The sequence below is a fragment of the Streptomyces sp. NPDC050287 genome, assembly GCF_044459385.1.
Taxonomy (GTDB): Bacteria; Actinomycetota; Actinomycetes; order Streptomycetales; family Streptomycetaceae; genus Streptomyces.
The window spans coordinates 193,041-205,242 of sequence record NZ_JBITIY010000009.1 but is presented as its reverse complement, the minus strand read 5'-3'; the positions used below and the strand labels follow the sequence as shown (position 1 = coordinate 205,242).

The following is a 12,202-nucleotide window of genomic DNA, read 5'->3' as shown; positions in this document are numbered from 1 at the left end:
CGTGCCTATGACTGCAGAAACGCACTCTTCCGGGAACACCTGCCGAGTTCCGCTGCCAGTACGGGAGTTCCGCATGTCGTTTGCGTCGACGCCGCGCGGCGCCAGGCTGGCCCGCAGGCTCACCGCTCACCGTCTCGACACCTGGGGCTACCCGTACGAATCCGAGTTGAACACCACGGTGACTTTGATCGTGGGTGAGCTCGCCGCGAACGCGGTGACGCACGGGCGCGTACCCGGACGGGACTTCAGGCTCTGCCTGTGGCTGGATCAGCCGATGAGGCTCGTACGGGTGGAGGTCACTGACACGCGGGGCGACCGCATGCCGCCGGTACCGCTCCCGATGTCGCCCGGGTTGGAGGTGGAGTCGGGCCGAGGCCTATGCCTGGTCTCGGCGCTGGCGAGTCGCTGCGCGGTGGTGCCGCGTGCGGATGGAGGGCCGGGGAAGACCGTGTGCGCGGAGGTCGACGTCTGAGGTGCAAGGTGGTGGTATCTCTCCTTTGAGTCAGGCCACTGCGGGGCGCGGGGGCCGTAAGATCCCTGTGTGATTACGGGCGAACTGAAGAGCAAGGTGGGGCGCGTCTGGGACGCGTTCTGGTCGGGCGGTATCTCGAACCCGCTGGAGGTGATGGAGCAGATCACGTACCTGCTCTTCATCAAGCGGTTGGACGAGATCCAGACCCGCAAGGACCGCAAGGCGACGGCAACGGGCAAGCCCGACCCGGACCCCTTCTTCTCGGAAGACCAGCAGGATCTGCGTTGGCAGAACTTCAAGGTCAAGGACCCCGAGATCATGTACGGGATCGTCGCCGACGGCGTCTTCCCCTATCTGCGCCGCATGGGCGGGGACGAATCGACGTACTCCCACCACATGAAGGACGCCCGGTTCACGATTCCGGGGCCCAACCTGCTGGCGAAGGTCGTTGACCTGCTCGACGACATCTCCATGGACAGCAGCGACACCAAGGGCGACATCTACGAGTACCTGCTCGCGAAGATCGCCACGGCCGGCCAGAACGGCCAGTTCCGTACGCCGCGCCACATCATCGACCTGATGGTCGAGATGACCCAGCCGGGGCCGCGTGACGAGATCTGCGACCCGGCGTGCGGCACGGCCGGTTTCCTGGTGCAGGCGGCGTCGTATGTGCAGCGGGTGCACCGCGACGCACTGCTCGGCGTGGAGCAGCGGAAACACTTCAACGAGTCGATGTTCCACGGCTTCGACTTCGACTCCACGATGCTCCGCATCGGCTCGATGAACATGCTGCTCCACGGCATCGAGAACCCGGACATCCGGTACCGTGACTCGCTCGCGGAGAGCGCGGCCGGCGAGGCCGAGCGCTACTCCCTGATCCTGGCGAACCCGCCCTTCGCGGGAAATCTGGACTACGAGTCCACGGCGGTGGACCTCCAGCGCATCGTCAAAACGAGGAAGACGGAACTGCTGTTCCTGGCCCTGTTCTTGAGGCTGCTGAAGCCCGGTGGCAGGGCTGCCGTCATTGTCCCGGACGGGGTGCTGTTCGGCTCGACCAAGGCGCACAAGGAACTGCGCCGGATGCTGGTGGAAGAGCAGCAACTTCAGGCGGTGGTCAAGCTACCGAGCGGGGTCTTCAAGCCGTACGCCGGCGTCTCTACGGCGATTCTGTTCTTCACGAAGACTGAATCGGGCGGCACGGACCATGTCTGGTTCTACGACGTGCAGGCAGACGGCCTGAGCCTGGACGACAAGCGCAACCCACTGCTTCCGGAGGAGCGCTTGGGCGTCCGTCCGCAGGGCGACCCGCTGACGGCGGACGAGTTCCTGAAGAACAACCTCCCGGACGTCCTGACCCGCTGGCAGGAACGGGACGGCGCGGAGAGGGACCGGGCGCGGACCGAGCAGAGTTTCTGCGTACCCAAGGCGGACATTGCGGCCCAGGACTACGACCTCTCCCTGAACCGATACAAGGAGATCATCCACGAGGAGATTGTGACGCGGACGCCGGTGGAGATTTTGGGGGATCTGGAGCTGTTGAACGAGGAGATCGTCAAGAGTACGGAGGAGCTGAAGGGGATGCTGGCGTGAGCGTCGAATCAGCTCGTCTCGGAGATGTCGCCTCATTCATTCGAGGAATTACTTTCAAGCCGGAAGACGTGGTACCCCTCGGGACTGATGGTTCGATTTGGTGCCTTCGAACAAAGAATGTTCAGTCAGAGCTTGACCTGTCCGACGTGTGGGCTATTGATGCAGACTTCGTAAAACGCGCTGAGCAACACCTGCAAGAAGGTGACGTGCTCGTATCAAGTGCCAACAGCTGGAATCTTGTTGGGAAATGCTCCTGGGTCCCCGAGTTGGATTCCGAAACGACTTTTGGCGGATTCGTCACAGCACTTCGTGGAGACCTGGATTTTGTGGATCGGCGATACCTGTACCACTGGTTCTCGAGCCCCCGAACGCAAACAGTGGTGCGCAGTTTCAGTCGCCAGACGACGAATATTGCCAATCTCGACCTCCGCCGGTGCTCCGAGCTTGCCATCCCGCTGCCATCTCTTGCCGAGCAGAAGCGCATTGCTGCGGTCCTCGACCGGGTGGACACTCTCCGCGTCAAGCGCCGTGAGGCCATCACCCTCCTCGACGACCTCGCCCAGTCCATCTTCCTCGACATGTTCGGCGACCCTGCTTCGCGTAGTACCCAGTGGGATCGAAAAACGATCGGCGAGCTCGGTGCAGTCGTCACAGGGAACACACCGCCACGGGCCAAGTCGGAGAACTACGGTAACGGCATCGAGTGGATCAAGACGGACAACATCAGGCCCCCTGAACTGAACCCCAGCCAGGCGGCTGAGTACCTCACCACGGTGGGGGAGAAGGTCAGCAGAGTTGTCCCGGCCGAAGCGATTCTGGTGACATGCATCGCGGGCAGTCCCGCAAGCATCGGGAATGCCGCTCTGGCGGGACGTCGAGTCGCCATCAATCAACAGATTAACGCTTTCATTCCTGAGGGGGCACTGCCGCGATTCATGCTGGAGCAGATCCGCGTAGGTAAGGTCCTGATTCAGCGGAAATCGACCGGAGCTATGACAGGCTTGGTTAATAAATCACAGTTCTCGTCGATTTCTCTTCTGGTGCCACCCGTGGCCCGGCAACAGGAATTCGTGCGCCGAGTGGAACGTGTGGACAGTGCGCGAGCCCGGAACGTCCGACACCTCGCCACCCTCGACGAACTCTTCAATTCCCTACAACACCGTGCCTTCTCCGGCACCCTCTGGGATCATGAAGCCCCCGGCGAAGCCGCGTAAGCCGCTTCCGCCGTACCCGGTGTCCAGCACCGACCGCACCACAAGCACCACCGCATGCCACCCGCACGGCCGGGCAGGGGAGCCCGGCCCCCGGGTGGTCCTGCCGTAGGAGACGGACCGACACGTCGGCCTCGTACGGGCGGCCGGGATGCCCGGGGCCCATAGGCAAGGCCGCAACAGGGGAGAGGGACACCGCACCGGCATGGGTAGTGACCAGAACGACCAGAGCGGCCAGAACAGCCAGAGCGACGACGGCCACAGCCAGGCCGGCCACGACAAACCCGTCCGCGACCGCGCCGCCGCCGACAACGTCGGTCGCGCCGTCAGCGGCAATTTCGCCTTCCTGCGTGCCGAGTGGCCTGCCCTCTATGACGAGGCGACCCGCGCCGAGCGGCTGATCCACCACGACCCCCGTACCGCCTGCTTCTACGCCCGCCGCGCCATCGAGATCACGGCCCGGTGGATGTACGACAAGGACAGCAGCCTCAGCGAGCCGTACAAGAAGGACCTTGCGGCGATGCTTCACGAGCCGAGCTTCCGGCAGCTCGTTGGGCCGACGGTCAACGCGAAGATGGACCTCATCCGCCGGCATGGGAACAACGCCGTGCACAAGGCCGCTCCGGTCGCGAAGACCGTAGCCGAGGCCAGCGTCAAGGAGTTGTTCCACTCCCTGTACTGGTTCGCCCGGACCTACACCCGCCAGCCCACCGCCCTGCCGCCCGCCGGGCTGGAGTTCGACACCAGCGTCGTACCGCGCCCCCTCTCCACCCAGGCTCGCATGCTGAAGCAGGCCGAGCTCAAGGCCAAGGAAGCGGAGGACGAGGCACGCTTCAAGGAGCAGGCCGAGCAGCTCGCGGCCGAGCGCGCCCAGAACGCGGACCTCGCCCGGCAACTGGAGGAACTCAAGGCGCAGGTCGCCGCCGCGAAGGCCGCCAACCAGTTGGTGCAGGACACCCACGACTACGACGAGCAGGCGACCCGCGACGCCTTCATAGACCTGCTCCTCAAGGAAGCGGGCTGGGACCTCCTCACCCCGGGCAAAGACACCGAGTACCCGATCGCCTCCGGGATGCCCACAAAGACGGGCAAGGGACGCGTCGACTACGTCCTCTGGGGAGATGACGGCAAGCCCCTCGCCGTCATCGAGGCCAAGCGGACCCGGAGTGACGCCCGTGACGGGCAGCAGCAGGCGAAACTGTACGCCGACGCGCTCCAGAAGCAGTTCAACCGGCGTCCGGTGATCTTCTACACCAACGGGTACGAGACCTACCTCTGGGACGACGGTCTCGGCTACCCGCCCCGCCAGGTGCAGGGCTTCTTCACCAAGGACGAGCTGCACTGGCACATCCGCCAGCGCGCCGGACGCCTCTCCCTGACAGCCACGCCGGTGAACGAGAAGATCGCCGGACGCCCGTACCAGCTCCGCGCGATCAAGCGGGTGGGGGAGACCTTCGAGCGGGACCTGGGTCGTGAGGCGCTGCTCGTCATGGCGACCGGTACCGGCAAGACCCGCACCACCGTGGCTCTCGTGGACCAGCTGATGAAGGCCGGGTGGGCGCAGCGGGTGCTGTTTCTCGCCGACCGGCAGGCGCTGGTCACCCAGGCTATGAAGGCGTTCAAGGAGAACCTGCCGAACACCCCCGCGGCCAGCCTCCTCGACGACAAGGCGGCTGCGGCCCGCGTCTATCTCTCCACGTACCAGACGATGATGAAGCAGATCGACGTGACGGACGGCACGGGCCGCCGCCGCTTCGGGCCGGGCTACTTCGACCTGATCGTCATCGACGAGGCTCACCGGTCCGTGTATGCCAAGTACGGCGAACTGTTCCGCTACTTCGACTCACTGCTGCTCGGCCTGACCGCCACGCCCAAGGACGAGATCGACCACAACACGTACAAGCTCTTCGCCATGGAGGACGGCGTCCCGACCGACTCCTACGACCTCCACGAGGCTGCTGCCGAGGGCTATCTGGTACTCCCGAAGGCGGTGAAGGTGCCGCTGAAGTTCATGGAGCGCGGCATCCGGTATGCCGACCTCTCGGAGGAGGAGAAGGCCGAGTGGGACGCCAAGGAGTGGACCGAGGACGGTGACATACCCGATGCGGTCGGCCGCCATGAGATGAACAAGTACCTCTTCAACGAGGACACCGTGGACAAGATGCTGGAGACGCTGATGACGCGCGGCCACCGCGTCGAGGGCGGCGACCGGCTCGGCAAGACCATCATCTTCGCGAAGAACAACGACCACGCCCGGTACATCGAAGAGCGGTACAACGCCAACTACCCGCAGAGCGCCGGCCATGCGGCGCGGGTGATCACGTACAAGGAGACGTACGCCCAGTCCCTCATCGACGACTTCGCCAACCCGAAGAACCCGCCGAACGCCCCCGACATCGCCATCTCGGTCGACATGCTCGACACCGGTATCGACGTGCCGGAGGTGGTGAACCTGGTCTTCGCCAAACCGGTCTTCTCGAAGACCAAGTTCTGGCAGATGATCGGCCGCGGCACCCGCTTGCGCCCCGCCCTCTACGGCCCCGACCCGGACAACCCCGATCACAGCAAGCGGAACTTCTACGTCTTCGACTTCTGCGGAAACATCGACTTCTTCAACAGTCAGCTCGACCGGTCGGAGGGGCGCAGGGCAGTCACCCTCACCGAGCAGCTCCTTCAGCGCCAGCTCGACCTTGTACGGGTACTGGACAAGCGGCAGCAGCCCGACCCGGCACGGGACGCCGGCTCTGACGCGATCGCCACCGAGGCCGAGATCCGCTGGTCGTTGGCGCATCGGCTGCATCGGACCGTCACGGGCATGAACCTGGACAACTTCCTGGTCCGCCCGCACCGCCGGGAGATCGAGGTGTTCAGCGACTTCGGCAGCTGGCATCGGGTGGACGACGACGCGGACACCGCGATCCGTGACCACCTGCTCGGGCTGCCCAGCGAGTTCCGTCTCGACGACGAGGAGACGGGCGAGGAGGCCAAGCGGTTCGACCTGATGGCGTACGGTCTCCAGCTCGCCGCGCTGGAAGGCGGCAAGGAGTTCGCGAAGCTGCGTACGAAGATCCAGGAAATCGCCTCCAATCTGCTCACCAAGACCAACATCCCGGCGGTCGGCGAGCAGGCCGAGCTTCTGGAAGCGGTGGCCGACGAGGAGTGGTGGGACGGCGTCACCCTCCCGCTGCTGGAGGACATGCGGCGCCGTATGCGTCGGCTGGCACGGCTCACCGACCCCAAAGTCAAGCGGAACGTCGTCTACACCGACTTCGTCGACGAGCTCGGAGATATCACCGAGGCCGAGATCCAGGGGATGCCTCAGGGCACGGACGAGCAGCGCTTCAAGCAGAAGGCCCGTGCATATCTCCTCCGCCACGAGGACCAGCCAGTGGTGCGCAAACTGCGTACCAACGAGCAGATCACCGAATTCGATCTGACAAGCCTGGAGGAGATCTTCCTCACAGAAGCCATAGCCTCACCCGAAGACCTTGACGAGGTGCGTTCCGCCGGTGGCCTCGGTCTGTTCGTGCGTGGGCTGTGCGGGCTGGACCGGCAGGCCGCACAGAAGGCGTTCGAGGTCTTCATCGCCGGTAAACAGCTCAGCTCCCGCCAGATCGACTTCCTGACACTCATCATCGACACGGTGGCCAAGCGCGGAATCCTGGGCCTGGGCGACCTCTACGAGGGCTCGTTCGCTGATCTTGCCCCTGGCGGTCCGGACGACTTGTTCACGGGTGAGGAACTGGAACACCTCAAGGTCATCTTCAAAGAGTTGGAGCGTACGGCCAAGCCCGCGGCTCTGGCTGCTTAGGCTGGGTGTCATGCCGATACATGCCGTGGTCTGGGACGTCGACGACACCCTCTTCGACTACACCGCGGCCGACCGTGTCGGCATGCGCGAACACCTCACCGCCGAAGGGCTGCTCGACTCGTACGACAGTGTCGAGCAGGCCATCGCACGGTGGCGCGAGATCACCGACCGGCAGTGGGCCCGCTTCTCGGCCGGGGCAACGTCCTTCGAGGGACAGCGCCGGGACCGCGTACGGGTCTTCCTGGGCGAGGAGCTGACCGACGACGAGGCCGACGCCTGGTTCAGCCGTTACCTGCGTCATTACGAGACCGCCTGGTCCCTCTTCCCGGACGTCCTGCCGGCTCTGGACGCCCTCGCCGTCAGCCACCGCCACGCCGTGCTGTCCAACTCCAGCATCCACGTGCAGGACCGCAAGCTGCGCGCCCTGGGCGTGCACGACCGCTTCGAGGTCATCCTGTGCGCGGCGGAACTCGGCGTCTCCAAGCCGGAGGCCGCCGCGTTCCTGGCGGCCTGCGACGCACTGGAGCTGGCCCCGCACCAAGTGGCGTACGTCGGCGACCATCCGGAGATCGACGGACGGGGCGCCGCCGACGCCGGACTGCTGTCCGTGTGGATCGACCGCGGAGGCGTGTACGCGACGGTGGAGCCGCCGGTGGGGCCGCGACGGATCGCCTCCCTCGCCGAACTCCCCGCGATCCTCGGCGCCGATACCCGTTTTGGAGCCCCGTCCACCTTCAGGTAATGTTCTTCCTGCGCCGCCGGGGAGCGGGCCGAAAGGCCGGAGCCGGGGGAGCGAACTAGAACAAGATCCCCTCAGGGGCTTGCGTTCCAGTGGCCTATGGTGTAATTGGCAGCACGACTGATTCTGGTTCAGTTAGTCTTGGTTCGAGTCCAGGTAGGCCAGCTCGCAGAGCTTATCTGCGCCAGTGGAGATCGATTCCACGAAGCCCCCGTTGTGTAGCGGCCTAGCACGCTGCCCTCTCAAGGCAGTAGCGCCGGTTCGAATCCGGTCGGGGGTACAGATCCTTCCCGCGGGAACAGTCCGGGTCGCACCCATTGTTTCTGAGACGCAGGATCGCTAGGGCCCCCGTTGTGTAGCGGCCTAGCACGCCGCCCTCTCAAGGCGGTAGCGCCGGTTCGAATCCGGTCGGGGGTACAAACTGGTCTAAACCACATTGGTCTATGGTGTAATTGGCAGCACGGCTGATTCTGGTTCAGTTAGTCTTGGTTCGAGTCCAGGTAGACCAGCTCGGATCTGCGGAAACGCACGATCCTCGCCCCCGTTGTGTAGCGGCCTAGCACGCCGCCCTCTCAAGGCGGTAGCGCCGGTTCGAATCCGGTCGGGGGTACGCGACTGAAGGGCCCTTCCTCGGGAGGGCCCTTCGGCGTTTTCCGGTTCCCCCGTTGCCCGTCACTTGCCGCCGAACCGCCGGCGCGACTCCTCCGCCTCCGCCAGCCGGCGCAGGCTCAGCAGCACCGGCTCGTACAGCACGGTCAGCGCCACCGCGGCCTCCACCTGCTCCTCCGGCGTCCGGTAGCGCTCCACCAGGTCGAGGTCGGTGACGGCCAGCGACTCCAGCGCGCGGCCGTACGGCTCCAAGTCCTCGGCGGAGCACGGGTATCCGAGCCGGTGGAGGGTGGCGATCGCGGTCACCAGCATCCCGTACGCCGGTGCTGCGGGAGTTTCGCACGCAGGGCCGTAGCTCCAGCCGAGCCGGTTCATGAGGGCGTCGGCGGTGCGCCGGCCCACCTCGGTCGCCGGGTCGTTCTCGTCGGGCGCCGGCCCGTGCGGCAGGGCCCACACGGCGGTGCCCAGCCGCTCGTTCCGGTCGAGGTCCTCGTCCTGCAGGGCGGCGAGCACCTCCCGGGCCGAGGTCACCGGGATCCGTCCCACCTGGATCAGCGCGCGCACCAGACGCAGGCGTCGCAGATGCTCCTCGTCGTACTCGGACTGCGTGGCCGTGATGCGGCGGCCGGGGTGCAGCAGCCCTTCGCGCAGGTAGTACTTGATCGTCGCCGTGGTCACACCGCTGCGCTCGCTCAGCTCCGCCAGTCGCATCCGCCCGCACGCTCTCTTCCTCTTGCGCCCCTCATTGGAGAGTGTCACTATCCAAGCATGGATAGTGCCGCTATCCAATCCTTGGGTCACGACGTGAGTGAGTGGGGGACGCGATGGGTGCCAAGCCGATCGAAGGACGCATGACGGCGGCGAGCCAGGACGAGGTGGTCGTCTTCCTGATCGGAATGCGGATCAACGACTTCGCCGCGCCGCGCAGTTGGCTGCCGGTGGCCAGGGCCATGGGCCCGATGATCGCCGAGCTGTCGCGGGAGAAGGGCAGCGGGCTGCTCGGTCACCAGTTCCTGTTGGGCTTCCCGCGCGTGCTGTACGTGGTGCAGTACTGGGACTCGAAGGAGAAGCTGCTCGCCTACGCGTCGGCGCCGGACGGGAAACACCGGCCGGCGTGGGCCGCCTTCAACCGGCGGTTGCGTGAGGGGAAGGGCAAGGTCGGCTTCTGGCACGAGACATACGTCGTGCCGGCGGGATCGTACGAGTCGATCTACGTCAACATGCCCGAGTTCGGCCTGGGGAAGGCCACCGGCGTCGTTCCGGTCGGCCGACGGGGCGACCGGGCGGCCGACCGGCTCCGGATCTCCTGAGAGTGTTCGCTCGAGGGCGTCTTGTCTGCGTGTGTTCGCTGGTCACCGGCGTGCGTTCGGCCAGGAAGGCCTGCCGCGGCGTTGAGGCCGGCCCTTCCCGGTGTCGCACGGGTCTGGCGGTCAGCCCGTGCGGCGCAGGGCCTCCGAGAGGCGGGCGGCGGCGTCGATGACGGCCTGGGCGTGCATGCGGCCCGGGTGGCGCGTCAGGCGCTCGATGGGGCCGGAGACCGAGACGGCGGCCACCACGCGGTTGGAGGGGCCGCGCACCGGCGCGGAGACGGACGCGACGCCCGGCTCGCGCTCGCCGATCGACTGGGCCCAGCCCCGGCGCCGTACGCCCGACAGGGCCGTGGCCGTGAAGCGGGCGCCCTGGAGGCCGCGGTGCAGGCGCTCCGGCTCCTCCCAGGCCATCAGGATCTGCGCCGAGGAGCCCGCCTTCATCGTGAGCGTCGAGCCGACCGGGACCGTGTCCCGCAGGCCGGACAGGCGCTCCGCCGCGGCGACGCAGATGCGCATGTCGCCCTGGCGGCGGTAGAGCTGCGCGCTCTCCCCGGTGATGTCGCGGAGGTGGGTGAGCACCGGCCCGGCGGTGGCCAGGAGGCGGTCCTCGCCCGCCGCCGCGGCCAGCTCGGCCAGCCGGGGACCGAGAATGAAACGGCCCTGCATGTCGCGCGCCACCATGCGGTGGTGTTCCAGAGCCACGGCCAGCCGGTGGGCCGTGGGTCGTGCCAGCCCGGTCGCCGCGACCAGACCCGCGAGGGTGGCCGGACCGGACTCCAGGGCGCTCAGGACAAGGGCTGCCTTGTCCAGGACGCCGACGCCGCTACTGTTGTCCATGCAACGATACTCGCGTCTCACTCTGTGAAACGCAAGTTCAATTTTCCGTGGAACGCGCCACTCTGGAAGACACAGCGGCCCGCAGAACAGGGGCCCGGCGGCGGATGCCCGGACGCAGGGGCGAGGGCGCCGCTTCCGCACGATCTCTAGTTGGGCCGGCGCAGCATTGCCGGCCGGAGGGAAAGCGATGGGTAGGACACTCGCGGAGAAGGTCTGGGACGACCACGTCGTCCGGCGCGCCGAGGGCGAGCCCGACCTCCTCTTCATCGATCTGCACCTGCTGCACGAGGTGACCAGCCCGCAGGCCTTCGACGGCCTCCGCAAGAGCGGTCGCCAGGTGCGGCGGCTCGACCTGACCATCGCCACCGAGGACCACAACACCCCGACCCTCGACATCGACAAGCCCATCGCCGACCCGGTCTCCCGGGTCCAGCTGGAGACGCTGCGCAAGAACTGCGCCGACTTCGGGGTGCGCCTGCACCCGCTGGGCGACGTCGAGCAGGGTGTCGTGCACGTCGTCGGCCCCCAGCTGGGTCTGACCCAGCCCGGCACGACCGTCGTCTGCGGTGACTCGCACACCTCCACGCACGGCGCCTTCGGCGCGCTGGCGTTCGGCATCGGCACCTCCCAGGTCGAGCACGTGCTGGCCACCCAGACGCTGCCGCTGGCCCGCCCGAAGACCATGGCCATCACGGTCGACGGCGAACTGCCCGACGGCGTCACCGCCAAGGACCTGATCCTGGCGATCATCGCCCGGATCGGCACCGGCGGCGGCCAGGGCTACATCCTGGAGTACCGCGGCTCCGCCATCGAGAAGCTCTCGATGGAGGCCCGGATGACCATCTGCAACATGTCGATCGAGGCCGGCGCCCGCGCGGGCATGATCGCTCCCGACGAGACCACCTTCGCGTACCTCAAGGGCCGCCCGCACGCCCCCGAGGGCGCGGACTGGGACGCGGCCGTCGCGTACTGGAAGACGCTGAAGACGGACGACGACGCCGAGTTCGACGCCGAGGTCGTCATCGAGGCCGCCGAGCTGGCCCCGTTCGTCACCTGGGGCACCAACCCCGGTCAGGGCGCGCCGCTTTCGGCGAGCGTCCCCGACCCTGCTTCGTACGATGACGCTTCGGAGCGCCTCGCTGCCGAAAAGGCCCTGGAATACATGGGGTTGGAGGCAGGACAGCCGCTGCGCACCATCAAGGTGGACACCGTCTTCGTAGGCTCGTGCACCAACGGCCGTATCGAGGACCTGCGCGCCGCCGCCGAGATCGTCAAGGACCGCAAAGTCGCCGACGGCGTACGGATGCTGGTCGTCCCGGGCTCCGCGCGGGTGGGTCTGCAGGCCGTCTCCGAGGGCCTGGACGTGGTCTTCAAGGAGGCCGGCGCCGAATGGCGGCACGCGGGCTGCTCGATGTGTCTGGGCATGAACCCGGACCAGCTCGCCCCGGGTGAGCGCTCCGCGTCCACCTCCAACCGCAACTTCGAGGGCCGGCAGGGCAAGGGCGGTCGTACCCACCTGGTGTCGCCGCAGGTCGCGGCCGCGACCGCGGTCCTGGGCCACCTGGCCTCCCCGGCCGACCTGTCCGACGCCGCAACCCGTACGCCCGCTGGAGTCCGATAGCC

At 66.7% G+C, this 12,202-nt stretch carries 9 protein-coding genes and 5 tRNA genes; 12 read left to right on the top strand and 2 right to left on the bottom strand.

All coding sequences use genetic code 11. The features are described from left to right. Window positions 1-73 precede the first annotated feature (73 nt). The 10 genes from ACIBK3_RS30680 (at window position 74) to ACIBK3_RS30635 (ending at window position 8,433) form a co-directional block, all read left to right on the top strand. Window positions 74-472 (top strand): ATP-binding protein, encoded by a 399-nt coding sequence (locus tag ACIBK3_RS30680; RefSeq protein ID WP_399370665.1) that lies wholly within the window; start codon window positions 74-76, stop codon window positions 470-472. Window positions 473-541: 69 nt separating this feature from the next. After that, the gene (locus ACIBK3_RS30675; protein ID WP_399370664.1) at window positions 542-2,062 is read left to right on the top strand and encodes an N-6 DNA methylase; all 1,521 of its coding nucleotides are present in this window, start codon (window positions 542-544) and stop codon (window positions 2,060-2,062) included. After that, complete coding sequence (locus ACIBK3_RS30670; protein WP_399370663.1) at window positions 2,059-3,276, top strand: restriction endonuclease subunit S; 1,218 nt, start codon at window positions 2,059-2,061, stop codon at window positions 3,274-3,276. Before ACIBK3_RS30675 ends, ACIBK3_RS30670 begins: the two co-directional genes overlap by 4 nt. A 202-nt stretch (window positions 3,277-3,478) precedes the next feature. After that, entirely contained in the window at window positions 3,479-7,084 is a 3,606-nt protein-coding gene (locus tag ACIBK3_RS30665) for a DEAD/DEAH box helicase family protein (RefSeq protein ID WP_399370662.1), read from the top strand. Between the two features lie 10 nt (window positions 7,085-7,094). After that, entirely contained in the window at window positions 7,095-7,826 is a 732-nt protein-coding gene (locus ACIBK3_RS30660; RefSeq protein WP_399370661.1) for an HAD family hydrolase, read from the top strand. A 90-nt stretch (window positions 7,827-7,916) separates the two neighbouring features. Then, window positions 7,917-7,988 (top strand) — tRNA-Gln (locus tag ACIBK3_RS30655). A 42-nt stretch (window positions 7,989-8,030) separates the two neighbouring features. Beyond that, window positions 8,031-8,103, top strand: a tRNA-Glu gene (locus ACIBK3_RS30650). A 64-nt stretch (window positions 8,104-8,167) separates the two neighbouring features. Further along, window positions 8,168-8,240 (top strand) — tRNA-Glu (locus ACIBK3_RS30645). Between the two features lie 20 nt (window positions 8,241-8,260). Further along, window positions 8,261-8,332 (top strand) — tRNA-Gln (locus ACIBK3_RS30640). A gap of 28 nt (window positions 8,333-8,360) precedes the next feature. Continuing rightward, a tRNA-Glu gene (locus ACIBK3_RS30635) sits at window positions 8,361-8,433 on the top strand. A 62-nt stretch (window positions 8,434-8,495) separates the two neighbouring features. Here ACIBK3_RS30635 and ACIBK3_RS30630 read toward each other — a convergent pair. Next, window positions 8,496-9,143: a MerR family transcriptional regulator gene (locus ACIBK3_RS30630; RefSeq protein WP_399370660.1), complete on the bottom strand. Its 648-nt coding sequence runs from the start codon at window positions 9,141-9,143 to the stop codon at window positions 8,496-8,498. A gap of 113 nt (window positions 9,144-9,256) precedes the next feature. Between ACIBK3_RS30630 and ACIBK3_RS30625 the strand changes: the two genes are divergently transcribed. Then, window positions 9,257-9,742 carry a DUF4188 domain-containing protein gene (locus tag ACIBK3_RS30625; protein WP_399370659.1) on the top strand — a complete coding sequence of 162 codons (486 nt, stop codon included), beginning with the start codon at window positions 9,257-9,259 and terminating at the stop codon, window positions 9,740-9,742. A 120-nt stretch (window positions 9,743-9,862) separates the two neighbouring features. Here the strand turns inward: ACIBK3_RS30625 and ndgR are convergent, their stop codons facing one another. Beyond that, a complete protein-coding gene (ndgR, locus tag ACIBK3_RS30620) occupies window positions 9,863-10,579 on the bottom strand; it encodes an IclR family transcriptional regulator NdgR (protein ID WP_007384919.1) in 717 nt (238 codons plus the stop codon). 187 nt (window positions 10,580-10,766) lie between these two features. Here ndgR and leuC point away from each other — a divergent pair, with 187 nt between their 5' ends. Beyond that, window positions 10,767-12,200, top strand: a complete 1,434-nt coding sequence (leuC, locus tag ACIBK3_RS30615) for a 3-isopropylmalate dehydratase large subunit (RefSeq protein ID WP_399370658.1) — start codon at window positions 10,767-10,769, stop codon at window positions 12,198-12,200. Window positions 12,201-12,202 lie beyond the last annotated feature (2 nt).